We start from the raw sequence: 26,996 nt of genomic DNA, 5'->3' as shown, positions 1-26,996 counted from the left end.
CGTATCAGGGGCGAAAAAGTGAAACCGACCCCGGATTTCCCGTAGGAGCGCGCCTCGCGCGCGACCGGTCAGGGCCGTGAATGTCCGGTTACCAAGCGGTCGCGCGCGAGGCGCGCTCCTACAGGGGGCGGTTCCGGGACCGGCGACGCTGGTCGCGCCAGACGATCCAGGCTCCGACCAGGGTCATCCCGGCCAGGGCGTACCAGGTGATGGCGTATTGCAGGTGATTGTCGGGGAAAGCGATGACCGTGAGGCCACCCACCGGGCCGTCGTTGCCATCACCCTTGCCGGGAGAGGACAGCGCATCGGCGTCGATGAAGTACGGCGCCGCGTCGTCGAGCCCCTTGGCGGCAGCGATGGCGGCCACGTCCCGCGAGAACCAGCGATCGTTCGCCGGCTCGTTATTCTGCAGGAAGGCGCCCTTGGGCTCGCTGATGCGCAGCAGGCCGGAGACGGTCGTTTCGCCTTCGGGCCCGGTCACGCAGGTGGCCTTGCCATCGCACCAGGTCGGCGAGACGAAACCGCGATTGATGATCACGATGTCGCCGTTCTTGCGCCGCATCGGGGTCAGCAGCCACGAACCCATGCCCAGCTCGGTGCTGGCACGCACGCGCACGCTCTTGTCGTCGAGGAAGATGCCCGTGAGGCGTACACGCCGGTATTCGTCACTGGCGGCGGTTACCTGCGGCCACTGCCCCTTGCGAGGAGCATCCACGGCTTCGGCGTGCACGCGCGCATCGACGCGGGCGATCAGCTCGTGCTTCCACGCGCGGCGGTGCACCTGCCAGGTGCCCAGCGCGACAAAGCCCACGAACACGATCACCCCGACAAGGGCGAGCAACCCCAGAACGAAGACGCCGCGCGGTGAGCGCGGCGTCTTCTCGACAGTGGCGTCGTTCCCGCTCAAGGCAGGTTTTTCACCTGCTCGGTCATGTCATGCATCATGCCCGGCATCATGTTGGTGTTGAGGTGGTACATGACCCAGATCGAACCGGTCAGCGTGATCACCACCAGCACCAGGGTGAAGATGAGCGCGAGCATGTTCCAGCCGCCCTCCGACTTCGTGTTCATGTGCAGGAAGTAGATCATGTGGACCACGATCTGGATGGCCCCGAAGATCAGCAGCACCACCGCGAGGGTGCGCGAGTCGGGAATGACCTTGTCCATTACCAGCCAGAACGGGATGGCCGTCAGCACCACGGCGAGGAAGAACCCCGTCATGTAGCCCTTCATGGTGCTGTGCGGCGCGTCGTCGTGGCCGTGATCGTCGTGATGATCGTGCGATTCGGCGTGCGCGCTCACGGCAGAACTCCCATCAGGTAAACGAAGGTGAAGACGCCGATCCACACGACGTCGAGGAAGTGCCAGAACATCGACAGGCACATGATGCGACGCTTGTTGGCGGCGGTGAGGCCGTGCTTGCTCACCTGGAACAGCAGGGTCACCAGCCAGACGATGCCGAAGGTGACGTGCAGGCCGTGGGTGCCCACCAGGGTGAAGAACGACGACAGGAACGCACTGCGCTGCGGGCCCGCACCCTCATGGATGAGGTGAGCGAACTCGTACAGCTCGATGCCCAGGAACGCGGCACCGAACAGGGCGGTGATGACCAGCCAGGCCATCATGGTGCCCTTGCGGTTCTTCTGCATCTCCAGCACGGCAAAGCCGTAGGTGATGGAAGACAGCAGCAGCATGGTGGTGTTGATCGCCACCAGCGGCAGTTCGAACAGGTCGGCACCCGAAGGGCCGCCTGCGTAGCTGCGACCGAGCACGCCATAGGTGGCGAACAGGGTGGCGAAGATGAGGCAGTCGCTCATCAGGTAGATCCAGAACCCGAGCAGCGTGCCGTTGGCCGGGTGGTGGTCTTCCTTCATCCAGAACTGGAGCTTCTGGCCCGCGGTGCCCGCGGAAGACGTGGCATGCATATCAGACATGGGAGGCAAGCTCTTCCGTACGTGCGGTCTCGGTGCGAGCCACTTCTTCCGCAGGGATGTAGTAGTCGCGCTTGTAGTTGAAGGTGTGGCCGATCGCGGTCACCAGCAGGCCCACGAAGGCCAGGCCGGCCACGAGGAACATGTGCCAGATCATCGCGAAGCCGAGCACGAAGGCGAAGCCGGCGAGGATGATGCCCGCGCCCGTGTTCTTGGGCATGTGGATCGGCAGGTAGCCCTCGGTGCGACGCTCGGCGTGGTGTTCCTTCATCTGCCACCAGGCATCGGAATCGTGCACGACCGGGGTGAACGCGAAGTTGTAATCCGGCGGCGGCGACGAGGTGGACCACTCCAGGGTGCGGCCGTGCCACGGATCGCCCGTGACGTCGCGCAGGGCGTCGCGACGCTTCCAGCTGACGAAGAGCTGGATGATGAACGAGCCGATGCCCAGGGCGATGAGGCCCGCGCCGACGGCGGCGATCTGGAACCAGATCTGCAGCGACGGATCTTCGAAGTGGTTCATGCGGCGGGTGACGCCCATGAAGCCCAGCACGTAGAGCGGCATGAAGGCGAGGTAGAAGCCCACCAGCCAGAACCAGAACGAGCACTTGCCCCAGAACGGATCGAGCTTGTAGCCGAAGGCCTTCGGGAACCAGAAGTTGATGGCGGCGAACACGCCGAACACCACGCCGCCGATGATCACGTTATGGAAGTGCGCGATCAGGAACAGGCTGTTGTGCAACAGGAAGTCGGCCGGGGGCACCGCGAGCATCACGCCGGTCATGCCGCCGATGACGAAGGTGACCATGAAGCCCATCGTCCACAGCATCGGCACTTCGAACTTGATGCGGCCACGGTACATCGTGAACAGCCAGTTGAAGATCTTCGCGCCCGTGGGAATCGAGATGATCATCGTGGTGATGCCGAAGAACGAGTTGACGCTCGCACCGGATCCCATGGTGAAGAAGTGATGCAGCCACACAAGGTACGACAGCACGGTGATGACCACGGTGGCGTAGACCATCGAGGCGTAACCGAACAGGCGCTTGCGGCTGAAGGTGGACACCACCTCGGAGAACACGCCGAACACCGGCAGCACCAGGATGTAGACCTCGGGGTGGCCCCAGATCCAGATCAGATTCACGTACATCATGGCGTTGCCGCCGAAGTCGTTCGTGAAGAAGTTGGTTCCGGCGTAGCGGTCGAGCGAGAGCAGCACCAGCACGGCGGTGAGCACCGGGAAGGCGGCGACGATCAGCACGTTGGTGCAGAGCGAGGTCCAGGTGAAGACGGGCATCTTCATCATGGTCATGCCCGGCGCGCGCATCTTGACGATGGTGGCGATCAGGTTGATGCCCGACAGCGTGGTACCGACACCCGCCACCTGTAGCGACCAGATGTAGTAATCGACACCGACATCGGGGCTCTGCGCCAGGCCGGACAGCGGCGGGTAGGCCAGCCAGCCGGTGCGGGCGAATTCACCCACGAACAGCGAGGCCATCACCAGCAGCGCACCGGACACGGTCATCCAGAAGCTGAAGTTGTTGAGGAACGGGAAGGCCACGTCGCGCGCACCGATCTGCAGCGGCACCACGTAGTTCATCAGGCCCGTCACCAGCGGCATCGCCACGAAGAAGATCATGATCACGCCGTGGGCGGTGAAGATCTGGTCGTAGTGGTGCGGCGGCAGGAAGCCGGGGTTGCCGTTGAAGGCGATGGCCTGCTGGGCGCGCATCATCAGCGCGTCGGCAAAGCCACGCAGCAGCATCACGATGCCCAGCACCATGTACATGATGCCGATCTTCTTGTGATCGATGCTGGTGAACCATTCCTTCCACAGGTAGCCCCACAGCTTCGCCTTGGTGATCAGGGCGAGCAGGGCGATGCCGCCGATGGCGACCATGGCGAACGTGCCGAGAAGGATCGGCTCGTGGTAGGGGATCGCCTCAATGGTGAGGCGACCGAAGATCAGTTTGACTAGATCTGGCGTGTTCATTACCGGGCTCGGCTAGGCTTCAATTCGTAAGTGGCCGCCGCTTTACAGCGGGCGTCCGGCAGGGGACATGGCCACGCCATCGTCGGTGCGGCTGATGCACAGCGAACCGACGTAGCGCTTTTCGGCCTCGGACAAGCCCAGGCGCGAGCGGGTGGCGGCATCCGGCGAGGCCACGTTGTACGTGCCCACGATGCCCTGCCCGCCCTGCTTGTCCAGCGCCATCATTTCGTTCTGGCACATACGGTTGGATTCGACGCACCGGTTGAGGATGCGGTCGTACAGGCCCTTGCTGACGCTGCCGAAGTAACGCACCGGCTCACGCTCGCTGGGCTGCTCCAGCTTGAGGTAATCGTCCCGACCCAGCTCGCCGCCGCCCGCACGGACCTTCGCCACCCAGGTGTCGAAGTCGCCGTTGGAGAGGCTGTGGAAGCGGAAACGCATGTCCGAGAAGCCGGCACCGCTGTAGTTGGCGGAGATGCCCTCGAAGTCGCCGGTCTTGTTCATCACGGCGTGGAGCTTGGTCTCCATGCCCGGCATGGCGTAGATCATGCCTGCCAGGGAGGGGACGAAGAAGGCGTTCATCACGGTGGAGGCCGTGATGTGGAACTCGATGGGGCGATCGACCGGTGCGGCCATCTCGTTGACCGTGGCGATGCCCTGTTCCGGGTAGAGGAACAGCCACTTCCAGTCCAGCGCCACGACCTCGACCACCAGCGGCTTGGTGCCTTCGGCGACCGGCCGGGAAGGGCCGATCTGGTCGAGCGGGCGGTAGGGGTCGAGCTTGTGGGTGCTGGTCCAGGTGATGGCGCCCAGCGCGATGATGATCATCAGCGGGGCCGACCAGACGATCAGCTCGAGCACCGTGGAGTGGCTCCACTCCGGGTCGTACTCGGCATGGGCTGCCTTGTTCGACTCGCGGTACTTCCATGCGAACAGCAGGGTCATGGCGATGACCGGGATGATGATGATGAGCATCAGCACCACCGAGATCGCGATGAGATCGCGCTGCTGGCGGGCGACGTCGCCGGCCGGGGAAATCAGGACGGCATCGCACCCCGACAGGAGCAGGACCAGGGCGGGGATCAGCAATCCGCGCATCATCTTCATGGACATTCGCATGATGGAGGCAATCGTGGGGACACAAAAAGGTACGCCGATCCGCTTTTTTGGACCATAGGACACATTGTCCCATGTACGGGGATTGCCCGGGACGCGATCTTGGTTATGCTGTCCCCAACGCCAATAAGCGGGGAAGGATCATGATGTCAAGCCTTTCACACGCCGATCACGCCAGTGCGGGGGCACAGGCCGAGCGGGATCTCACTCACCATCATGGAAGTGCGGCACACGCGCCCGTGGCGCCCGGCGAGATCGCCGTGGGCGTGGTCATCGGCAGGGCCTCGGAATACTTCGACTTTTTCACCTACGGCATCGCCTCGGTGCTGGTCTTTCCGTCGGTGTTCTTTCCGTTCCTGAGCCAGCTCGACGGCATCCTGATGGCCTTCGCCATCTTCTCGCTGGCCTTCATCGCCCGCCCCATCGGCACCACCTTGTTCATGAGCATCCAGCGCACCTGGAGCCGCAGCACCAAGCTCACGGCGGCCTTGTTCCTGCTGGGTACCTCCACGGTCTGTATCGCCTTCCTGCCCGCCAACACCTCCGGCGGCTACGGGGTGATCATCATCCTGTCCCTGCTGCGCTTCCTCCAGGGCATCGCCCTGGGCGGCTCGTGGGACGGCCTGCCCTCCCTGCTGGCCCTCAACGCGCCCAAGGGGCGTCGCGGCTGGTACGCCATGCTCGGCCAGCTGGGCGCACCCACGGGCTTCCTGATTGCCGGCGCCCTGTTCCTGTTCCTCAACACCCAGCTGTCCCGCGAGGATTTCCTGGGCTGGGGCTGGCGCTATCCGTTCTTCGTGGCCTTCGCCATCAACGTGGTGGCCCTGTTCGCCCGCCTGCGCCTGGTGGTCACCGAGGAATACACCCAGCTGATGGAAGAGCGCGAGCTGGAGCCCATCGGCATCATCGAGATGTTCCAGGCCCAGGGCTACAACCTGTTCATCGGCGCCTTCGCCGCCCTGGCCAGCTATGCCCTGTTCCACATCGTCACGGTGTTCCCGCTGTCGTGGATTGCCCTGAATCACTCCCAGGACATCAATAACGTCTTGATTGTGCAGCTGGTTGGCGCTTTCGTGGCGATCCTGGCCACGGTGGCCTCGGGCGTCATCGCCGACAAGATCGGCCGCCGCAACACCTTGGGCACCATGGCGGTGCTGATCGGCCTGTTCGCCATCGCCTCGCCCTTCCTGCTCAACGGCGGCAAGCTGGCGCAAGACCTGTTCCTGGTGCTGGGCTTCGCCCTGCTGGGCCTGTCCTATGGCCAGGCGGCCGGCACGGTCACGGCCAACTTCGCCAAGCGCTACCGCTACACGGGTGCCGCCCTCACCACCGACTTTGCGTGGCTGATCGGTGCGGCCTTCGCCCCGCTGGTGGCCCTGGGCCTGTCGCAGCGCTTCGGCCTGATCGCCGTCAGTGCGTACCTGCTCTCGGGCGTGGTCTGCACCCTGCTGGCCCTGCGCATCAACAAGGCCCTGGAAACCGAACGCTCCAAAACCCCGGTGTAACCACACCCCGTAGGAGCGCGCCTCGCGCGCGACCGGTACGAAGCGTATGGCTCATGGCTTCGTACCGGTCGCGCGCGAGGCGCGCTCCTACAGGGTATCGCTCTGTTGAATAACCGCCCGATTCCCGTCGCCAGCCTCCCTGCGGGCCGGGTACCCTTTACCCATGCTTTTCGACCTGCCCGACCACGACACCCTGTACCGCGCTCTGCTGGACCGCGATCCCGCCTATGACGGCCATGTCTTCGTGGGCGTCACCAGCACAGGGGTGTTCTGCCGGCTGAGCTGCCCGGCCCGCAAGCCGAACATCGGCAATACGCAGTTCTACGACTCGGTGGCTGCCTGCTTCGAGGCCGGGTTCCGGCCCTGCCTGCGCTGCCGCCCGCTCGACCCGATGGGCGAGCGCGAGCCCATGGTGCGGGCCTTGCTGGCCCGGCTGGAAGACGACCCGGAGCGGATCTGGTCCGAGGACGACCTGGTAACCCTGGGCTACGACCCGTCCACCGTACGGCGCACCTTCAAGCGCCAGCTCGGCCTGACCTTCCTCGACATGGCCCGGCTGCGCCGGACAGGGCTCGGCATGGACAAGCTGGCCACCGGCGCGCCCGTGATCGAGGCACAACAATCTGCCGGATTCGAGTCGGGCAGCGGCTTCCGCGATGCCGTGGCGCGACTGCTCGAAGACACGCCGCTGCATCTGCGCGGTCGTGACCTGCTCAAGGCGGACTGGGTGGAGACCCCTATCGGCCCGATGCTGGCCGTGGCGGACCCAACGGCCCTGCACCTGCTGGAATTCGTCGACCGCACCGCCCTGCCGTCCGAGCTGAAGAAGCTGCGTGAGGCGACTCGCTCCGCCGTGGCTTTCGGGCGCAATGCGGTCATCGAGCGGATCGAGAGGGAGCTTGGGGAGTACTTCGCCGGAACGCGCACCCGCTTCGAGACGCCGCTGGCCATGCATGGCTCGGCGTTCACACGCACGGTATGGGACGAGCTGATGGCGATTCCCGTGGGCACCACGCGCAGTTATTCCCAGATCGCGACCAGCGCCGGCCGGCACACGGCCGTGCGCGCTGTCGCGCGCGCCAATGGCGCCAACCAGATCGCCATCGTCATCCCCTGCCACCGGGTGATCGGGGCGGATGGGTCGCTCACCGGCTACGGCGGTGGCTTATGGCGAAAGGATTGGCTGCTACGCCACGAACGCAAACTGGCAAATACCTTGTAGGAGCGCGCCTTGCGCGCGACCGGGGTGACGACAAAGTGGATGCGGTCGCGACAACCGGTCGCGCGCAGGCACGCTCCTACAAAAACCGGCCATGGCGAGCGCAACCCTGTAGGAGCGCGTCTCGCGCGCGACCGGGGTGACGGCAGGGTGGATTGTTTCGCTACGAACGGTCGCGCGCAGGCGCGCTCCTACAAAAACCGGCCATGGCGAGCGCAACCCTGTAGGAGCGCGCCTCGCGCGCGACCGGGTGACGGCAGGGTGGATTGTTTCGCTACGAACGGTCGCGCGCAGGCGCGCTCCTACAGAAGTGGGTCAGTTGGTTACGGGATAGGGGCCGTTCTCGAACACGGTGTCGTGATAGCCCTTTACGCCGATGGTCCGGGCGAGGTCGCTGCGGAAATCTTCGCCGCGACGCAGGCAGTCGAGCACGAAGGCGAAATCGCGTTTCGGTGTCCAGCCCAGGTCGCGTACGGCGCGTGAACTGTCGTAGACGCGATCGAGTGACGGAAGCAGTTTCCAGCCACGTGTCGCATAGAGCGCATCCACCTCCGGAAACAGGCGACGCACGACCGCAGGTGCATCGTGGCGCAACTGCGCCACATCGTGACGCGCGAACGGTGGCGGCGCCGAGATGATGTAGCGACCGAACCTCAGCGCCGGTGCACGCTCCACCGCCAGCAGGTGCGCATCCACGATGTCGGCCATATCCGCGCGGCGATAAAGCAGCTCGTTCGCCTGCATGTTCAGCGTGTCGTATTCCGCGCGAACCCCGGCCTGATCGTCGTCTTCCGGAAAGAACCGCGACGTACGCAGCACCAGCACCGGCAGGCGATCCTTGCGGGCCACCAGCTCGCACATCCCTTCGGCGGCAATCTTCGTTGCACCGTAGATGTTCTTCGGGATCGGCACCACGTCTTCGTCGATCCATGCCGCGGGCTCACCGGCCGCAGGCGACAACGCCGCGCCGAAGGCGCTGGTGGTGCTCGTGAACACGAACGAGCGCACCTGATTCGCGACCGCCGCCTCAAGCAGGGCCACGGTACCGGCGACGTTCGTGTCCACGAACTGGCGCTTGCTGTGCGTGGCCACGTGCGGCTTGTGCAGCGTGGCACTGTGGATCACCGCATCCACACCGCGCATGGCTTCGCGCACAAAGGCTTCGTCGGCAATCGAGCCTACCTCGTCGGTATAAGCGGAAGGCTTGATGTCGATACCGCGTACGGCACGGCCATCCTTGCGAAGACGACGCACCAGGGCCTCGCCCAGATGCCCTGCACTTCCTGTGACGAGAATGCGCATGCGTTGTTACCAGACCAGGTCGTCGGGAACGACGAACTGCTTGTAGTACTCGTCGTCATCGTCCGGCGGCAGGGGATCGCCTTCCTTGCGGCCGTGGTCGAGCACGATGAGATCCGGTCCGCGATGGTGGATCTTGTCGGCCGGAAGGCGCGGAATCAGTTCATAACCCTCGCCATGGCGAACGATGACCAGCGTACCCGCCGCCAGCTGGCCTCGCTGCGCTTCATTCACCAGCACGCTGGTGATGCGTTCACCATCGGTGAAGCGGTAGGCGATGTCGCCGTCGCGCTTGACCCGCGTGGTTTCGATGATCTGGCGGACCTGGGCGCGGATTTCCTTCTGCCGGGCTTCGGCATTGCGCTCGGCGGCAATCGCCCGGTCGCGCTCGGCACGTTCGGCCTGAAGCTGGCGGGCATCGACTTTTTCTTCGGCAGGCGCGGCAGGGGCCTTGCCCTGGCGCTGCTTGGCCTGGTCGCGGACGATCTTGGCGGCCTTGTCTTTCTTGACGAGGCCGGCCTTGAGAAGCTGTTCCTGGAGGGGGTTGCGCATGATCGTAGGGGTCGATGACTGAACCCCGATTCTAACGGCAGGAGCTCGCCTTGCGAGCGACCGGATTGGCGGTAAGCCCTGGAGGGCCTCGCTTTCGACCGGTCGCGCGCAGGCGCGCTCCTACAAAAGCGATGTACCGGCAGGAGGAAACGCAGCCCTGTAGGAGCGCGCCTTGCGCGCGACCGGGTTGGACGGTAAGCCCTGGAAGGCCCCGCTTTCGACCGGTCGCGCGCAGGCGCGCTCCTACAAAAGCAATGTACCGGCAGGAGAAAACGCAGCCCTGTAGGAGCGCGCCTTGCGCGCGACCGGGTTGGCGGTAAGCCCTGGGGGCCTCGCTTTCGACCGGTCGCGCTCAGGCGCGCTCCTGCACAGGGCTGTTAGCGGCCGATCTGGCGAAGGGGCTTGCCGCTCATCAGGTTGCGCTCGATCTGTTCCAGCGTCACGCCCTTGGTCTCCGGCACCAGCCAGAAGGTGATGAAGATGAAGACCGCGTTGAGCGCCGCATACAGCCAGAACGTCTGGGCGTTGCCGATGCCGCTCAGCAGGCTGAGGAAGGTGGCGCCCACGATCATGTTGGTCACCCAGTTGGTGAAGGTGGAGCAGGCGATGCCGAAGTCACGACCCTTCAGCGGCTGCACCTCGGAACACAGGGTCCAGATCAGCGGACCGGCCGACATCGCGAAGCCCACGATAAAGACCAGCAGCATGGCGACGGTGAAGAACTGCTCGCCGCGGGTATGGATACCCATGCTCATCATGGTGCCGACCACACCCAGGCCGATGGCCATGATCGTAAAACCGACATAGAGGATGGGCTTGCGGCCCAGGCGATCGACCAGACCAAAGGCAATGAGCGTCGCCAGCACATTGGTCAAGCCCACGGCGGCGGTGAACCACATCTGCGCATGTGTGTCGTAACCCATATCCTTGAAGATGCGCGGCGCGTAATACATCACCACGTTCATGCCGGTGAACTGCTGCACGGCCTGCAACAGCACACCCAGCCCGACCGAACGACGGAAATTGCTGTTCTCGCGGAACATGCTCCAGCCGTGTTGCTTGGTCTTCAGCTGCTCGTCGATATCGGCCATTTCCTTCTCTACCACCTTCTCGTCGCCGCGCAGCTTCGCCAGCACCACCTGCGCATCCTTGCGACGCCCCTTCAGCAGCAGCCAGCGCGGGCTATCGGGCAGGAAGAACAGACCGAGGAGGAACAACAGGCCCGGCACGGCGATGATGCCGAGCATCCAGCGCCAGTTGCCCGAACTGCTGAATGCGGTATCCGACAGGAAGGCCAGCAGGATGCCGGTGGTGATCATGAGCTGGTAGGTGGAAATCATGGCGCCACGGATGCGCTCCGGCGCCACTTCCGCAAGATAGAGCGGAGCCGTGAAGGTTGCCACGCCGATAGCCAGGCCCAGGACGAAGCGCGCCACGATAAGAATCTCGGGCGATCCAGCCACCGCACAGAACAGCGAGCCGGCAACAAAAAGCACGCCTGCGAGGATCAGCGACCGCTTGCGTCCCAGCGATGCGGACATCCAGCCGGCGCCGAGTGCACCCACCGCCGCTCCGGCCATCATGGAACTGACTATCCACTCGATCATGTGGTCGCTGATCTTGAATTCGGCCTGGATGAACTGGGTGGCCCCGGAAATCACGCCGATATCCAGGCCGAACATCAGTCCGGCCAGCGCGGCGAGGATACAGGTGGTGACGATCGCTGCCTTGGGATGGGCAGTATCGACCTCTTGTTTGACGGCGGTATCCATGGCTGTGGAACCTTCAGGAATGTGAAAGGGTTCCCGGAATTGGATGCCTCGACATGTGTTCGTTCCGTCGTCGCGGTGTCTCACGCGGGTGAGCTTGCGGCTCGGGGTTCAGGGGAATGTCGTGCCTGGAAGGCATGGGGCGCCCTGCCCTTATCCGGCAAAAATCTTTTGCGCAGCGCGCCCCGGCATGGAACCCGGCCGCCCGACGAGCACCGATCAGCCTGGCGCATCGAGCCATGAAAAGTCCCACAAATGATTCAACCGTGCCCTGCCGGCAACCGCTTCACGATATCCAGCAACCCTGCGACGAATACGTGGCGTCGCTTCGTCAGGCCTGTGGTAGCGTCGCTGCGTTATTCCCACGCATGACCTGCTCTTGGCCAAGTCCGACGTTACCCATCATTCCACCGATCCCTCCATCACCACGGGCGAAGCGGCCCGCTTGCTCGGCATCTCCATCAGCACGGCGCAGAAGTGGATCGAAAGCGGCGCGCTGGAATCCTGGAAAACCCCAGGTGGCCATCGCCGGATGCACCGCAGCGCGGTGCTTGCCCTGCTCGACGAGCGCACGGCCAGGGCGAGCGAAGGCGGCTCGCCATCATCTGCCGAACTGCGGCCCCATCGGTCACCGGCCTACCCTGCACCCGCCGACGAAGCGGGACGCCTGCGCGCCGTGGGCCGCACCGGCTTGCTCGATACACCACCCGAAGCCTCCTTCGATCGCATCACGTGGCTGGCCGCGCAGCTGACCGGCGCACCGGTAGCCCTGCTGTCACTGCTGACTGCACACAGGCAGTGGGTGAAATCACGCTTCGGCAGCGATCTTGCGGAAACGCCGCGTGAGTGGGCTTTCTGCAGCCACGCCATCATGGGTAGCGCCGCGCTGGAAATCGAGGACGCACGCCAGGACGTGCGCGTGCGCGACAACCCCATGGTGACGGGGGCGCCGCATATCCGCTTCTACTCAGGATTGCCGTTGCATACACCAGACGGGCATGCCGTGGGCACGCTGTGCATCCTCGACTGGCGTCCGCGCCGGCTCAGCGAGGTGCAGGCCACCGGCATGCGCGCGCTGGCCGCGCTGGCCGAAGACGAGATCCGCCTCTACATGGCCGAACGCGGCCGGCGCTGAGTCGTCAGGCCAGTTCGGATACGGCCCGGCGTACCGTATCGATGCCGCCGGCCTGTGTATTCGTTGCGCGGGCCACGTCAGAGACACGGTCCAGCAGGGTCTCCACCGAGGTGAGGATGTCGCGCATGGCCGCCCCGGCTTCGCCGCTGCGGTCGTTGCCCTCCTGCACGCGTTCCAGCGTCCGCTCGATGAGGGCGCGGATGTCCCGGGCCGAGTCGGCACTGCGCTGCGAGAGCATGCGCACTTCCTGCGCCACTACCGCAAAGCCCTTGCCATGCACGCCTGAGCGAGCGGCTTCGATAGCGGCATTCAGTGCGAGGATATTGGTCTGGAAGGCAATGGAATCGATCATGCCGACAATCTCGGCGATATCGTGGGCGCCTTCCTGGATGGCGGCCATCGTCGCGATCACCGCTTCCACCAAGGCACCCCCATCGGTGGCCGAGCGACTGGCCTCGTTGGCCAGGGCATTGGTGATGCGCGCCTGCTCGGCGATCGCCGGCACGGTATCGGCCAGCTCGGCCAGCGATGCATGCAGGGTGCGCGTGGCGCGTGTCTGAGCGGTGACGTCGGTGGCGTACTTCACCACCTTGAACGGACGCCCTGCCATATCCAGGATCGGGTTGTAGCTGCCCTGGATCCACACCTCGCGACCTCGCCGGTCAACACGACGATAGAGCGATGAGTCGTACTCGCCACGCCCGAGCTTTTCCCAGAACTCCCGGTACTCCAGGCTTTCGCGATCGGCAGGATCGACGAACATGCGATGGTGCTGGCCGATGACTTCGTCGCGCGAGTAGCCCATGGTGGCGAGAAAGTTGTCATTGGCATCGAGGATGATGCCCTCCAGCGTGAAGCTGATGACGGCCTGCGCCTTGTCGATGGCGGAGAGCCGGCCCTCCATGTCTGCCATGCGCAATCGCTGCCCGGTGACGTCGGTGGCGAACTTCACGACCTTCACCGGCTTCCCCCAGCGATTCAGCACCGGGTTGTAACTGGCCTGTATCCATACTTCCCGGCCGCCGGCTCCCAGCCGACGGTACAGGCCCACGTCCGCCTGCCCCGAGCCCAGCCGCTCCCAGAACGCCGCGTACTCGGGCGAGGCGGCATCGTCGGGATCGACGAATATCCGGTGGTGCTGGCCGACGATCTCCCGCTCGGCATAGCCCATGGCGTCGAGAAAGTTCTGGTTGGCCGCAAGGATGGTGCCGTCCAGGGCGAACTCGATCACCGCCTGCGTACGGTTGATCGCGTCCAGTTTTCCGCGAATGTCGGCAGAAGATGTGCCGAACAGGGCACGAACTCCGGCGATGATGTCGATTGCCATGGCGACCCCCAGCGCTCAATGACGCTCGTTCTTATCGTCGATTTCCGAAGATCGCTGAACTGGCGTTGCCGAAAAAACATATAACTTGCTGCGAAACGCTATTCCACGGCACCTACGCCGAGCTGGCGGGAATCGCTGCGCCCCTGGTCATCGACCACGCGAACGAGGAAACGCCCCGTGCGCTCCGGCGCCCACATCAGCACCTGGCCGCTGGGGACACTACCCAGATAGGCGTCGTCCACGAACCAGTAAAGCGTGCGTGCGCTGGCATCGCTGGTGGCCGTGAAGGCGATCTTCTCGCTGCCCAGCCGGGAGACGCGCATCTGGTAGGTGCTGCCTTTCAGCGGAGAGGTGATCTTCGGCGGGTCACCGGCAAGCTGGCCACCGCCCTGGCAATCGGGCAACGGTGGCGGCGTGCGCCGTGGCATGCCGGCCTGCGCGAAGACCCGCGCCAGGTCGGAGGGCCAGTATTCGTAGACCTCGGTGCGCGTGGCCTGCGGATCGTAGGGAGGACACGCCGGCTTGCCCGTGCGGGTATCCACGACCACCGGACGATGCACCGTGCTCACCCGGATCGGCGACTTGCCGGGAATGAACCAGGTGCTGCCGACCTGGGGACACCACGCATTGGGCAGGTCGCCACTGGCGATGCAGATCGGCACGCGACGCAGGTTGGGCGGATTGCGGCGGACAGGTTCGGCCAGCCCCGGGCGCTCCGCACGCAAGGCATCGGCGATGCGGAAGAACAGCGGTGCCGCGGCGTCCACGCCCACGAAGGCCGGATTACCCGAACCGTCGAAGTTTCCGATCCAGACCACCAGCACGTAGGGGCCGAAACTTCCCGCCGTCCATGCATCGCGGAAGCTCCACGACGTACCGGTCTTCCAGTACAGCGGAAGTCGCGAGGGCTGTGCGGCCACGGCATCGTCGGGACGCGGGTTCTGGCGAAGCATGTCCATCACCATGAAGCTGGCTTCTTCGCTGAGCAGCCGCGTGCCTTTCGTACGTGGCGTGTCGGCGAGCAGGCGCAAGGGCCGTAGTTCGCCCCGGTTGGCCAGCATGGCGTAGAGGCCTGACAGCTCCTGCATCGTTACTTCACCGCCGCCGAGCACCAGCGCGAGCCCGTAGTGTTTTTCGCTCGCCATGCGCGATACGCCGGCATCGCGCAGGAACTGGTAAAGGCTGGGGCTGTCGAGACGCGAAGCCACCTGCACCGCAGGGATATTGCGGCTGCGTACGAGCGCCTGGGTGGCGGTGATCGGGCCGAGGAAGTGACCGTCGAAGTTCTCGGGCGTATACGGTCCGAACGATGACGGTACGTCGCGCAGAACGGTCTCCGGATGCAGCAGGCCCTGGTCGAATCCCAGTGCGTAGATGAAAGGCTTCAGCGTGGAACCAGGCGAACGCTTCGCAAGCGTGCCGTTCACCTGGCCGAAGATCGACGAGCCGAAATAATCGGCCGAGCCGACCATCGCCTTGACACCCATGTCGCGCGTATCAACGAGGATGGCCGCCGCGTTGCGGATGCCCCGGTCACCGGCACGGATCACGTACTGGCGCACCTGCCGCTCAAGGCTGTGTTGCAGGCCCAGGTCGAGCGTGGTGGTGACGCGCATGTCATCGTTGCCATCGATACGTCGCTCGGCCAGTACCTGTTCGACGAAGTGCGGTGCTTCGAACGGAAGCCGCGACAGCGGGCGCAGGCGCAGCGGAAGATCGAACAAGGGGCGCGAGGTTTCGTCGGCCGGATGTTTCGCGACCCAGCGCTGGAAAAGACGATCACGCGAGGTCTTGAGCGCATTGTCGATGACACTGGTGCCGTCGACATTGCCGGGCAGCCCGCGCGCCGGCTCCTGCGGGATCACCGCCAGGGTGAGTGCTTCGGGCAGGTTGAGCTTCGATGGTGCCTTGCCGAAGTAGGCGAGGCTTGCCGCACCTGCGCCTTCGACATTGCGACCGTAGGGTGCCGCATTGAGGTAAGCCTCCAGGATGTCGTGCTTGGAATACTGCAGCTCCAGCTGCACGGCACGCAGTGCCTGGATGAACTTGCCGCCGGGGCTGCGGGTGTCCAGGTGCCATACCAGTCGCGCGAGCTGCATCGTGATGGTCGAGCCGCCCTGGGGGTTGCCGTGGCGCACGTACGTCATCCATGCGCCGCGCAACAGGCCCCAGGCGGAAACGCCCGGATGCCAGCGGAACCAGCGATCCTCATGCAGCAGCACGCCATCCACCAGCGCAGGCGAGATGTCTTCCAGCGGCACCCATAACCGGTAGCGATCATCGCTGGCGAGGGTAAGACGCAGCAGGCGACCGTCGGCGTCGTAGACCGCCGTCGATGACGGGAACCAGGCGCGCAGGGGCTCGTGCGGCCAGAGACGGAAACCCAGGGGGATCGCCCCAAGCAGCAGCAACGCCACCAGGGCGTTGTGCCATTTGATGGGGTGGAAAAGACGGATCAGGACCATGGTGCTCTATCTGTAGGAGCGCGCCTTGCGCGCGACCGGTATGAAAGCGTGAGCTGTTCGCTTCGTACCGGTCGCGCGCAAGGCGCGCTCCTACATGGCTAGGGTTTCCGTTCTACCGTGATCGTGCCGCCGCCTGGTGCCGTGGACTGGGCACTGCTGTCATACAGCGACTGTGCCAGCACCGGCGGGATCACAAACGTACCTGCATTGGTTGCCTTGATGCGGTAGACGAACTCCGCGACATCGGGCGAGGCGTAACCGTAGACCACCACGCGATCCTCGCGCACGTCGGCGTAATCGAGCGACCAGGTGGAGGCCGAGGTGCCGATCGGCGCATGCCAGGCGGGCGTGTCGTCGGCTTCTCCTTCGGGCTCGTCGCCTTCGCTTCCCTCGCTTTCGTTGTCCGTGGGCGATACCGCCTCGTCCGTCGATGGCGCATCGGCCGGGGCCTCGGTATTGAGCACCGGCTCGAAGCCGCCGGGCAGCAGATCGACGATGGCCACGTCGGACACTTCCGTGTCGCGCGTGGAGCGGATGCGCAGATGCACATCGATCTCGTCACCGACGCTGAGCTTGTCGATGGCCTTGCCCTTGGCGTCCGTATAGGTGCGGGTCACCTCGATGCCATCCTTGCGCGTCTGCGTCGACGGCTTGCGGTCGAAACCCGCCTGCGCCACGCCATACCATGCGGCCGCGTCAGCATCGTTGACCAGGCGCAAGCGCTGCGCCCCCGCCTTCCAGTGACCATCCACCAGCGAGCCCTTCACTGCCCCGATAGGGGTGACGTTGCCGTCGGCGGCCACGGAGCCGATGGACAGCTTGCTCACGTCGTCCGGTGCCTGCGCAGCCCAGGCGTCCAGCGCCAGGATGATCATGCCCGATGACAAGGTGTTGTAGTGCCCGTTGCCCAGCGGACGCACCAGATTGTCGACGGTCTCCGCCGGCAGGGCGCGCGCCTGGTCCGGGAAGTGCCTGGCCAGCAGATAAAGCACGGTCGCATCGCGAATGGCCGGGTCGTAATAGTCGGCATACGAGTACGTCTCGTCGGTACCCTTGCGCGCAAGCAGCTTGCGCGGGCCGGATATCAGGTCGGACGCCAGGCGATCCTGGTGCAGCAGCTGGTACGACGCGGCCAGCCATGCTGCCGCGACGTCGTTCTTCCATTCCTTCGCATGCATGTCCTGAAGGCGACGCTGCAACGAGGCCAGGTCGTTGGTGGTGACATTGCCCTGGCGAGTCAGCAGGTAGATGGCATAGGCCCGCTGACGCATGCCGGCCAGTGAATCGTCGCTGTCATCGGCGGCGATCTGCTTCAGCGCATTGTCTGCCGACGCCAGCATGTCGCGCGGGATCGCCACGCCACGATCGGCCGCCTCGATGAGGTAATGCACGGCGTAGTCGGTCGCGAAGGTGTGCGTATCCGGCGTGGCTGTCCACAGGCCGAAACCGCCCTGCCCGTTCTGGCGTGCACGCAGCACGTCGAACAGCGCGGCGACCGGATCGGCGGGCGGGGTGTCGCCATCACGCATCTGCGCCGGCTTCACATCACCGAACTCAGGGCGCTTGCCGAGGATCAAGGCGGGCATGGCCGCGCTGATGACCTGTTCGGTGCAGTAGTGCGGGAAGTCGACCAGATAAGCCGCCAGCCCGCGTGCCAGCACCACGGGCACCGTGGAGAACGACACGTCGCGACGGGCGTATTCATCGTGCATGTCACGCAGCGCCGTCACGTCGCCGCGTGCATGCGCATCGACGCGACCGAAAGCGAGATCGGTGCGCATCGCCGAGGCCGGACGCACGGAGAGATCCACACCCTGCTTCGCGGACTTGCCGTTGGCGCCTGCCGTGAAGCTGAGGTTGCCCGACCCGAGCTTGTCGGTGGCACGCACGCGGAAGATCGCCACGCCTTCGCGCATCTCGCCCAGGCTCAGCGTCTTCGTTGCTTCACCGACCACCTGGAGTTGCGGGCCGGTCTTGAGCCCGACCGACACCGGCACCTCCTTGCCACCCAGACCCGTGAGGTTGTTGGCCACGCCGACGCTGATCTCGGCTTCGTCGCCCGGAGCCAGCGTGGTAGGCACGTTGGGAGACAGCACGAAATCACCGCGCACGGTGGTGGCGCCCTCGAAGGTACCGATCTTGTCCGGCGACACACTCACCGCCATTACGCGCAGCTTGCCGTTGAAGTAGTCGGGCACCTTGTAGGTAAGGTCACGCGAGCCGTCCACGTCGACGATGCCCGACCAGTAGGCCACGGGCTTGTCGCGCTTGCGCCGGAAGGGGTTGAGCTGGCGGCCGATGGCACCGTCTGCGTCACCGCCCGGTGCCGCCATCGTCATGAGTTTCTGGAAGTCGGGAATGATGAGATCGAGGATCTGCGAAGTGGAAACTTCCAGCATCCGCTTGCGGAAGAAGTATTGCAGCGGATCGCCCAGCTTGTATCGGGCGACCTGGAGGATGCCCTCGTCCACGGCGAAGACCACGGCACGCGTCGGTACCGGGGAGGTCACGTGGAAGGTCACCGTGTCGCCTGGCTTGACCAGGGCCGGCGATTCCACGGCAATGGCATTGCGGCGCGCATCCATGTTCACGGAGAACGGCACCACCCCGAACGACAGCGGGCTCATGAAGATCTCGTCAGACGACGGATCGCGCACGTACTGCACGTTGATGTAGCCGTTGCCCTCGAAATCGGCGGGCACGGTGATGTGCTGCACGGAACTGGTGGTGTCGGCGTGGAACCATGCGTGCGCATACACCTTGTCGCGCTCGATGGTGATGAGACCGCTGCCCGGGTACGGCGCACGGATCGCCACGTCCACCGCCTCGCCCGGGGCGTAGTCCTTCTTCGAGAGATTGAGCTGGAGTTCCGTGTTGCGATCCAGCGAGCGGGACACATTGCCCTCGCCGGCCACCGACCATGCGACACGGTTCACTTCCTTGCCGTCGGCATTCTTCACCACCAGGGCGAAGTTGCCGGGCTTGTCGGTAGGCAGCGTCACATCCAGGCCGGCCGCGGGAATCGTCAGCGGCGTTTCGGACATCACCGATTCGCGCGCCTTGGATTCGTACTTGTAGACGCCGGAATCCTGCTTGGTCAGCACGGACACGTAGCGTGTCTCGACGATGGCCTGCTTCAGGCCGGAGAGATCGATGCGCTTGGCCGTGGGATCGATGGCCACGAGGTTCACCGAACGCTTCGCATCGCGGCTGACGTAGTCGAGGTTGTCGACCGACTTGTAGCCCACCAGCCAGTCATTGGACGACACCATGCCCTGCGTGGCAGCGGCCACGCTGCGGCCACCCTCGGCCTCGTAGGCCTTGGCGAGGAAGTAGAGCTGGTAGGTCGCATCGGCGTAGCGGGACAAATCGAGGGCAAACTCGGCATGGCCCTTGTCGTCCGTCTTGGCATCCGCCAGCTTTTCCTCGAAACCTTCCTTCGCACGACGGATGTCGTAAAAGTGGTAGTCGCGGTAGCTGGGGAAGGAGGGGAACGCCGGACGCAGCACCAGCGAGCCTTCCACGCGGCGATCGGCAGCCGGCGTGCCGAACAGGTTCTGCACGTCCACCAGTGCCTTGAGCTTGTCGGGCCTGGCCCAGCCTTCGGCGACCGCCGTGGAGAGCTTCGCCGAGACCTTCATGCGGTCGGGCTGGAATTCCTTCACCTGCACCGAGGTGCTGCCGATCTGCGAATACGGCTTGCCGTCTTTCGCGATGTACAGGTTCACCGTCCAGTTGCCGGTGGGCGAGGTCTCGGCGGTGGTGTAGTCCAGTTCGGCGAAGCCGGCCTGGTCCATCGACACGTTCTGCTGACGCACCGTGGTACCACGCGGATCGACCACCTCGGCAATGAGCGGCATACCGGCTACGTTGCGCGTCCAGCTGTTGGCACGCACGATCATGCCGATGTGGAACAGGTCGCCCGGACGATAGATACCGCGATCGGAGAACAGGTAACCGGAGAGCTGGCCCTGGCTATGCGCGTTGGGCTCGCCGCCGATGTCGAAACGCGAGAAGTCGAGCGTGCGGTCGTAAGAGGTGACGGGCAGGAACGAGAGATCCTCGCCCTGGCGCACCACGAACATCGCGGCCGTCTTGTCGTGATTGAAGCCATCGACATTGCCGAAGTGCGCACGACCGTCCGCGCCCGTGACCTGCGTCAACAGGGTGCTGCCGTTCTTGGCGATGACGCTGACCGTGGCGCCAGCCACCGGCGACCCGCTGCGGATCGACTGGACGAAGATATCCTGGCTGCCATCCTGCGAGTGCTTGGCGATCACACCGAGATCGGTGATGACCACCAGGCGCTCGTCGCGCGGCCAGTCGTAATGGGTGCCCGAGTCATCGCTGGCCACCACGGCCGCGGCCGCCGCGTCGGGATCCCCACCCGCCTGGCGCGATGCTTCTTCGCGGGCGGCCTTGCGGCGGTTTTCCAGCTGCTCGTCGGCCTGCTGCTGGTCGTAACCGGACAGCTTGATGAGAAAGACGCCGCGCTTGCCGCTGGCGAGGTACTGGCCGAGGTCGAAACCTTCGTAATGTGCCTTGCCCGGGCCTTCGTCCGGGAAGCTCACCTTCTTTACGAAGCGGTCCACGATGTTGTCGGCGCTCAAGCCGTACATCTGCGGCTTGGCATAGCTGCCGGAGTTGAGCGACACCAGATGCTGCAACTGGTCGGGCAGCACACGCCCCACTTCCACGCGCATGCCGGGCATGTTGCGCGATACGACGGAAATGCGATGGTCGCCGGACAGCGACAGCAAGGCGCCATCGGCCATGAAGCGCAGCAGGCGCGGGTAGTCCGGCACCTGCAGCACCTCGACGCGCGGCGACGCCATGACATAGCCGCCGAACGAGGTCATGCCCTTGTCGACGCGCACATAGATGCGCTGGCCGGGGCGTGCGTGATAACGGAAGCTCTGCGCCTGCGACCAGTCGTTCTCGGTGGGCACCACCTCAGGCTTGATCGCCGTGAAGCGGCGCAGGTCGCTTTCGCTGATGTTGTTGTTACCTGGAAACCGGAAGTCGTCCGGCACGATCCAGGCATGCAGGCGCTTGCCAAGCTCGGCGTCGCTGACCGCACCACTGAAATTCATCACCACGACCTGCTCGGGCTCGTAGCGTTCGTTGTCGACCAGGGTGGCCGACATCTCGTCGAGCTTCAGGCTGTACAGGCCGGGCACCCGCACCGAGGTTTCCAGCGCCTTCTCCGTGCCCTCCCCGCCCCGGCTGCTGGTTACTCCATCGCCGAGCTTCAGGCCCACCGAGCCATCGTCACGCGGCAGTTGCAGGGGCTGGGAATGGATGAAGGCGCTGAGGCGGCGTTCGTCGTAGGTGACGCTGAACTTCAGCGCGTCGCCACGCTTCGCATCGCGCTCACGCAGGTCCAGCGCAATACGCTTTTCCAGCTGGGCGGCATCCACCGGGTAGTTGAAGCCGAGCTGGATGATGGTTTTCTTGCGTGTCGGGTCTTGCGGGTCCTGGTAGAACTCGCCGTTGACCACGCGCGCCGTGAACGGCGCCGTGCTGAAACTAAGCTGATCGTCAGCCAGCAGCACATGCGGCGCGAACACCTTGGCCTTGTCGAAGCGTACGTCGATCTTGCGGCCCACCGGCCAGTCGCCGGCCGGCACGAATTTCAGGGTGCGGTCGTTTTCCCAGCTCCACTGGCCCGGCAGCTTCGGCTCCATGGCAATGCCATCGGTCACCGGCTTGCCCAGTGATTCCAGCTTCGCCGCGGACGCCGAGAAGCTCACCACGAGGGGATGGATGCTGACCGGCGTGCGCGCGTAATCCGAGATGTCAGGCGCCGGGGCCTGGAAGGTGATGCGATTGGGCTCCACGGGACGCGGGCGGTTTTCCCACCAGTGCCAGCCAAACCACCCGGCCGCGGCAAGCAGCAACACACCGGCAATGGAACCGGTGAATTTCAGGGGATGGCTGCGCGCCACCCGACCGGTGGCGGGCACCCAGGAAGGGGCCGACCAGGCCATGTTGCCGAAAACAGGCCGTAGCAGGCGGCCCAGCAGCCAGAGCAGGCCGCGCACCAGGCGCACCGGCAGCAGCAGGATGAAGCGCAGAAGATCCATGTTCCCTTGATCCTTGAGTCGGGTGACGACTGTGGCCGCGATGACGGATACGCCGACGGCACCACCGCGTTGGCGGTGGCGCGAACAGGATCGGTATCCCCATGCGCAGCCTGCTCGCGACGGATGTCCTGCGAGCGACGGGATTCTGACACAGCACCGCCTTTCTTCGGAATTTTTTGTGGCACGACCGATGCCCATGGAAGGATTCTGAAAAATCCTGCGGACACGTGAAGGCGTGAAATACTTCACGACATGCCTTCCGGGCATGCCACATGCTCGCGCGTTGCGTTATCGTCTGGTCGTCCGCCTCTCGACTCTCCTTGGCGGGCGACGCACGCGCGGGGGGCGGTGCGCCTATCACGGACATGTCGTGCCGGGAGGGGGGAAGAAACACGCGGCGCGACTCGCGACGGTGACCATGATGAGCGAGTATCGAGAGACTCCTTTCGAGAGGGCCCTGGCTACCGGTGACGCCGCGTTTCACGATCTGGCCGATTTTGCGCCAGTCATGATCTGGCGTTCCGGCACCGATGCACTCTGCGACTGGTTCAACAAGCCATGGCTTGATTTCACCGGCCGCAGCATGGCTGAAGAAGTGGGAGAAGGCTGGACCGAAGGCGTTCATCGCGACGACTACGACCGCTGCCTGGCAACCTATCTCGGCGCCTTCCATGCGCGCGAGCCGTTTTCCATGGAATACCGGTTGCGCCGAGCCGACGGCGAATACATCTGGCTGCTCGACAACGGTGCGCCGTATTACCGCGATGGTCACTTCGCCGGTTACTGGGGAAGTTGCGTGGATGTCTCGGCCCATCGGGATGCCCAGCAGGCCCAGCGCATCCTCATCAACGAACTCAACCACCGGGTGAAGAACACGCTGGCGGTGGTGCAGGCCATCGCCGCGCAGAGCTTCCGCGACGATCGCGGTCTCGCCGAGTCCCGGCAGACCTTCGAGCAACGCCTGCTCGCCCTGGCCGGTGCGCACGACCTGCTCATCGCACGGTCGTGGGAGGAAGTGTCCCTGCGAGCTATCGTGGAGGCCACCATCGCCCCGCACGATCCAGGCGGAGATCGCATCCTGGCGGATGGGCCGGCCCTCATGCTGAGGCCCGAGACGGCGGTCTCCGTCGCCATGGCCCTGCACGAATTGGCGACCAATGCCGGCAAGTACGGCGCCCTCTCCGTCGCCCGGGGCACCGTGCGCATCGACTGGAGCTACCGCGAGACCAGCGGCGGCATGCTGCGCATCGAATGGAAGGAAGCCGGCGGCCCCGCTGTGCACCTGCCCAGCCAACGCGGCTTCGGCACCCGGTTCATCGAGCGCGTGCTGGCCGACCAGGCGCGGGGCATGGCCCAGGTGCGCTTCGAGCCCGACGGCGTACGCTGTGTCTTCGAGGCGCCGGCCCGTGCAGGTTTCCGGCTCAGTGGTCGGTTGGGCGAGCCTTCCCTGCGGATGGAAGGCGGCTGACGAATTTTTTTGTCGGCCGTGTCGATTCGGACAAGGCGCAATCGACGTACTTCATGAAGGGTGGGAAGGTTCCCACCCCCAGCCAAGGAGAAACGTCATGCGATTCATGGTCATCGTGCGGGCCAACCCCACGTCCGAGTCCGGCGCCATGCCCAGCGAGCAACTGCTCACGGCCATGGGCAACTACAACGAGGAACTGGCCAAGGCCGGCGTGCTGCTGGCCATGGAAGGCCTGCATCCCAGCAGCAAGGGTGCCCGCGTACGCTTCTCGGGCGACCGCCGCGAGGTCATCGATGGCCCCTTCGCCGAAACCCGCGAACTGATCGCCGGCTTCTGGTTGATCCAGGTGCGCTCGCTGGACGAGGCCATCGAGTGGGTGAAGCGTTGTCCTACGCCGTTCGACGAACCGGAATTCTCCGAGATCGAACTGCGCCAGGTCTTCGAGGCCGAAGACTTCGGCGCCGAGTTCACGCCCGAAGCGCGCGAGCAGGAAGAGCGCCTGCGCGCGGACATGGCCACCCGGTACTGAATCCCTTCTTCCACGAGGACATCGTCATGCAGTATCTCCAGCCCTATCTGTTCTTCAACGGCACGTGCGAAGAAGCCATCACCTTCTACGCCAAGGTGCTCGGCGGCACGATCTCCATGCTCGCCCGCTTCAAGGACGCTCCGATGCCCCCGCCCTCCGAAGATCCGGACGGTGGCCCCAAGGCAACGCCCGAGCAGATCAAGGAAAACGAAAACCGCGTCATGCACGCCCGCCTCGACTTCGGCGGCCAGGTCCTCCTCGCTTCGGACTGCCCCTCGCATTTCAAGTACGACGGCATCCAGGGCTGCTCCATCACCCTGGGCTTCGCGGAGGTGGCCGAGGGTGAGAAAGCGTTCAATGCACTGGCCGAAGGCGGTCAGGTCGGCATGCCCTTCAGCGAGACCTTCTGGTCCGAACGCTTCGGCATGGTGGTGGACCGCTTCGGCGTATCGTGGATGGTCAACGCCGGCACCCCGAAAGCCGTGCCGTAAGGAGAACACCCCATGCGATTCCTGATCGTCCGCAAGGCGGACCATGACAGCGAGGCCGGGGTCCGCCCGCATCGCGAACTGCTCGAAGCGATGGCCGACTATGTCGACACGCTGGCCGCCGACGGTCGCTTTCTCGCCGGCGAGGGCCTGCGGCCCAGCCGCGAGGGCGTGCGCGTGCATTTCGGGCCGGGGCGCAAGGCCGTCACGGTCGATGGTCCCTTCACCGAAGCGAAGGAGCTGGTGGCAGGCTTCAGCATCATCGACGTCGAATCGATGGAGGACGCCGTGGCCTGGGTACGCGACTGGCCGGCGGAAGATGCCCATGGTCAGGCCGAGGTCGAGATCCGGCCGATCGGCTGTCCGGGTGGGCTGGGCGGCTTCGGCGACCCCGCCGAGGGTGAGTCGGACACGCCGCGCTACATGGTGATGCTCAAGGCCAACCCGCGCAGCGAGACCGACTGGAATCCGGGCCCGGATATTCTCGGGCGCATGGCCGAGGCCAACCGGCAGGGCCATGATGCGGGATTCCTCATCGCCGGCCAGGGCCTGTCGTCGAGCCGGCATGCGAAGCGGGTGCGCTTCGGCCAGGGCAAGGCGACAGTGTTCGATGGGCCGTTCGCGGAAATCAAGGAAATGGTGGCCGGTTTCTGGGTGCTCCGGGTGAACTCGCTGGACGATGTGATCGCCTGGACGGAAACCTACCCCTTCCCCGACGGCGACGACGCGCGGCTGGAAATCCGCGAGCTGTACCGCATGAGGGATCTCATCCCCGTAGCCGGCTGATGCCGCGGCGCGGCTTGCCTCGCATGGCGACGGATGCTGTCATCCGTCGCCATGACGAACGACGCCGCGCATCGCGCCATCGACGCGATCTGGAAGATCGAGTCGCCAAGGATCATCGCTACCCTCGCCCGCCTGGTCCGTGACGTCGGACTGGCCGAGGAACTGGCGCAGGATGCGCTCGTGATCGCGCTGGAGCGCTGGCCCACGGAAGGCGTACCCGGCAACCCTGGCGCGTGGCTGACGCAGACGGCACGCCATCGTGCCGTGGACCGCATCCGCCGCGAGCGCATGGCCGGCCGCAAGCTGGAAGCCCTGGGCCAGGACATGGAGGGCCTGCTCGAATCGAGCGATGACGCCCTGATCGAGGCGCTGGATGACGATATCGGCGACGACATGCTGCGGCTGATCTTCACGGCCTGCCATCCCGTGCTGTCGGAAGAATCGCGCGTGGCACTCACGCTACGCCTCGTGGGCGGCCTGTCCACCGACGAGATCGCCCGCGCCTTCCTCGTGCCGGAAGCCACCGTCGCGCAACGCATCGTGCGCGCGAAGCGCAGCCTCGCCGATCCGCAGGTGGCCTACGAGGTGCCGCGCGGCGAAGAGCGGATGGCGCGACTGGCGGCCGTACTGCGCGTGATCTACCTCGTTTTCAACGAAGGCTATGCCGCCACGGCCGGCAACGACTGGATGCGTCCGGCCCTGTGCGAGGACGCCCTGCGGCTCGGGCGCATGCTTGCCCAGCTGATGCCGCAGGAGCCGGAAGTCCATGGCCTCGTGGCACTGATGGAGATCCAGGCCTCGCGTACCGCTGCGCGACTGGATCGCCACGGTGCTCCCGTGCTGCTGCTCGATCAGGATCGCCGACGCTGGGATCGCCTGCTGATCGGCCGCGGGCTGGCCGCGCTGGAACGTGCCGAAAGGCTCGGTGGCCGCAACGGTCCGTATGCCTTGCAGGCGGCCATTGCGGCCTGTCATGCGAGAGCCATTCGCGCGGAAGATACCGATTGGCCCCGTATCGCCGCGCTCTACGCCGAACTGGTGGACGTGGTGCCATCGCCTGTCGTGGAGCTCAACCGCGCCGTGGCTGTCTCGATGGCCGACGGCCCGGCCGCAGGACTGGCCATCCTGGAGCCCCTGCTCGACGAGCCGGCCTTGCGCGGCTATCACCTGCTGCCCAGCGTGCAGGGCGACCTGCTCTACCGCCTCGGCCGCTTGCCCGAAGCCCGCGAAGCGTTTCTCCGTGCCGCCGCGATGACGCGGAACGAACGCGAGAAGAGCGTGCTGACCCAGCGGGCGAATAGCTGCCTGGAAGCCTGACGTGCTAG

At 65.1% G+C, this 26,996-nt stretch carries 18 protein-coding genes and 2 pseudogenes; 8 read left to right on the top strand and 12 right to left on the bottom strand.

Annotated features, from left to right (window positions below; all coding sequences use genetic code 11):
* Positions 1-118: 118 nt before the first annotated feature.
* Genes HBF25_RS01755 through cyoA form a run of 5 tightly spaced genes read right to left on the bottom strand, consistent with a single transcriptional unit; the run spans position 119 to position 5,034 of the window.
* Positions 119-907, bottom strand: a complete 789-nt coding sequence (locus HBF25_RS01755) for an SURF1 family protein (protein ID WP_208392364.1) — start codon at positions 905-907, stop codon at positions 119-121.
* The gene (cyoD, locus tag HBF25_RS01750; RefSeq protein ID WP_343203643.1) at positions 904-1,302 is read right to left on the bottom strand and encodes a cytochrome o ubiquinol oxidase subunit IV; all 399 of its coding nucleotides are present in this window, start codon (positions 1,300-1,302) and stop codon (positions 904-906) included. The genes HBF25_RS01755 and cyoD overlap by 4 nt, the downstream gene beginning before the upstream one ends.
* On the bottom strand, positions 1,299-1,925 hold the full coding sequence (gene cyoC / locus HBF25_RS01745; protein WP_243852995.1) for a cytochrome o ubiquinol oxidase subunit III: 627 nt from the start codon (positions 1,923-1,925) through the stop codon (positions 1,299-1,301). Before cyoC ends, cyoD begins: the two co-directional genes overlap by 4 nt.
* 1 nt (position 1,926) lies before the next feature.
* Positions 1,927-3,927, bottom strand: coding sequence for a cytochrome o ubiquinol oxidase subunit I (gene cyoB, locus HBF25_RS01740; RefSeq protein WP_166945964.1), 2,001 nt, complete (start codon positions 3,925-3,927; stop codon positions 1,927-1,929).
* Between the two features lie 42 nt (positions 3,928-3,969).
* Positions 3,970-5,034 (bottom strand): ubiquinol oxidase subunit II, encoded by a 1,065-nt coding sequence (cyoA, locus tag HBF25_RS01735; protein WP_208392363.1) that lies wholly within the window; start codon positions 5,032-5,034, stop codon positions 3,970-3,972.
* A 152-nt stretch (positions 5,035-5,186) separates the two neighbouring features.
* On the opposite strand from cyoA, the gene HBF25_RS01730 reads away from it, so the two are divergent.
* Positions 5,187-6,548 (top strand): MFS transporter, encoded by a 1,362-nt coding sequence (locus tag HBF25_RS01730; protein ID WP_243852944.1) that lies wholly within the window; start codon positions 5,187-5,189, stop codon positions 6,546-6,548.
* A 163-nt stretch (positions 6,549-6,711) separates the two neighbouring features.
* A complete protein-coding gene (locus HBF25_RS01725) occupies positions 6,712-7,770 on the top strand; it encodes a bifunctional transcriptional activator/DNA repair enzyme AdaA (RefSeq protein ID WP_166945962.1) in 1,059 nt (352 codons plus the stop codon).
* A 312-nt stretch (positions 7,771-8,082) separates the two neighbouring features.
* On the opposite strand, the gene HBF25_RS01720 is transcribed toward HBF25_RS01725, so the two are convergent.
* The 3 genes from HBF25_RS01720 to HBF25_RS01710 all read right to left on the bottom strand — a co-directional run bounded on the left by HBF25_RS01720 (position 8,083) and on the right by HBF25_RS01710 (position 11,390).
* The gene (locus HBF25_RS01720; protein ID WP_166945960.1) at positions 8,083-9,069 is read right to left on the bottom strand and encodes an NAD-dependent epimerase/dehydratase family protein; all 987 of its coding nucleotides are present in this window, start codon (positions 9,067-9,069) and stop codon (positions 8,083-8,085) included.
* A 6-nt stretch (positions 9,070-9,075) separates the two neighbouring features.
* Positions 9,076-9,618, bottom strand: a complete 543-nt coding sequence (locus HBF25_RS01715; protein WP_166945958.1) for a DUF2058 domain-containing protein — start codon at positions 9,616-9,618, stop codon at positions 9,076-9,078.
* A 377-nt stretch (positions 9,619-9,995) separates the two neighbouring features.
* Entirely contained in the window at positions 9,996-11,390 is a 1,395-nt protein-coding gene (locus tag HBF25_RS01710; protein ID WP_166945956.1) for a sugar porter family MFS transporter, read from the bottom strand.
* A 376-nt stretch (positions 11,391-11,766) separates the two neighbouring features.
* Between HBF25_RS01710 and HBF25_RS01705 the strand changes: the two genes are divergently transcribed.
* Positions 11,767-12,522, top strand: coding sequence for an excisionase family DNA-binding protein (locus tag HBF25_RS01705; protein WP_166945954.1), 756 nt, complete (start codon positions 11,767-11,769; stop codon positions 12,520-12,522).
* A gap of 4 nt (positions 12,523-12,526) precedes the next feature.
* Here HBF25_RS01705 and HBF25_RS22605 read toward each other — a convergent pair.
* From HBF25_RS22605 to HBF25_RS01690, 4 genes and pseudogenes are all read right to left on the bottom strand, one after another.
* A pseudogene (locus HBF25_RS22605) lies at positions 12,527-12,976 on the bottom strand (methyl-accepting chemotaxis protein); the annotation flags it as partial.
* A 96-nt stretch (positions 12,977-13,072) separates the two neighbouring features.
* Positions 13,073-13,849, bottom strand: a pseudogene (locus HBF25_RS22600) (PAS domain-containing protein); the annotation flags it as partial.
* Between the two features lie 98 nt (positions 13,850-13,947).
* A complete protein-coding gene (gene pbpC, locus HBF25_RS01695) occupies positions 13,948-16,314 on the bottom strand; it encodes a penicillin-binding protein 1C (protein WP_166945950.1) in 2,367 nt (788 codons plus the stop codon).
* Between the two features lie 98 nt (positions 16,315-16,412).
* On the bottom strand, positions 16,413-22,400 hold the full coding sequence (locus HBF25_RS01690; RefSeq protein WP_166945948.1) for an alpha-2-macroglobulin: 5,988 nt from the start codon (positions 22,398-22,400) through the stop codon (positions 16,413-16,415).
* A gap of 421 nt (positions 22,401-22,821) precedes the next feature.
* Between HBF25_RS01690 and HBF25_RS01685 the strand changes: the two genes are divergently transcribed.
* The 5 genes from HBF25_RS01685 to HBF25_RS01665 all read left to right on the top strand — a co-directional run bounded on the left by HBF25_RS01685 (position 22,822) and on the right by HBF25_RS01665 (position 26,988).
* The gene (locus tag HBF25_RS01685) at positions 22,822-23,868 is read left to right on the top strand and encodes an HWE histidine kinase domain-containing protein (RefSeq protein WP_166945946.1); all 1,047 of its coding nucleotides are present in this window, start codon (positions 22,822-22,824) and stop codon (positions 23,866-23,868) included.
* A gap of 97 nt (positions 23,869-23,965) precedes the next feature.
* Positions 23,966-24,397: a YciI family protein gene (locus HBF25_RS01680; RefSeq protein WP_166945945.1), complete on the top strand. Its 432-nt coding sequence runs from the start codon at positions 23,966-23,968 to the stop codon at positions 24,395-24,397.
* 26 nt (positions 24,398-24,423) lie between these two features.
* The gene (locus HBF25_RS01675; protein ID WP_166945944.1) at positions 24,424-24,888 is read left to right on the top strand and encodes a VOC family protein; all 465 of its coding nucleotides are present in this window, start codon (positions 24,424-24,426) and stop codon (positions 24,886-24,888) included.
* 12 nt (positions 24,889-24,900) lie between these two features.
* Complete coding sequence (locus HBF25_RS01670) at positions 24,901-25,671, top strand: YciI family protein (RefSeq protein WP_166945942.1); 771 nt, start codon at positions 24,901-24,903, stop codon at positions 25,669-25,671.
* A 33-nt stretch (positions 25,672-25,704) separates the two neighbouring features.
* Positions 25,705-26,988, top strand: a complete 1,284-nt coding sequence (locus HBF25_RS01665) for an RNA polymerase sigma factor (protein ID WP_208392362.1) — start codon at positions 25,705-25,707, stop codon at positions 26,986-26,988.
* Positions 26,989-26,996: the final 8 nt, after the last annotated feature.

The organism is Luteibacter anthropi (assembly GCF_011759365.1).
Taxonomy (GTDB): Bacteria; Pseudomonadota; Gammaproteobacteria; order Xanthomonadales; family Rhodanobacteraceae; genus Luteibacter; species Luteibacter anthropi.
The sequence above is the reverse complement of the archived record's forward strand: the minus strand, read 5'-3'. Positions and strand labels throughout refer to the sequence as shown.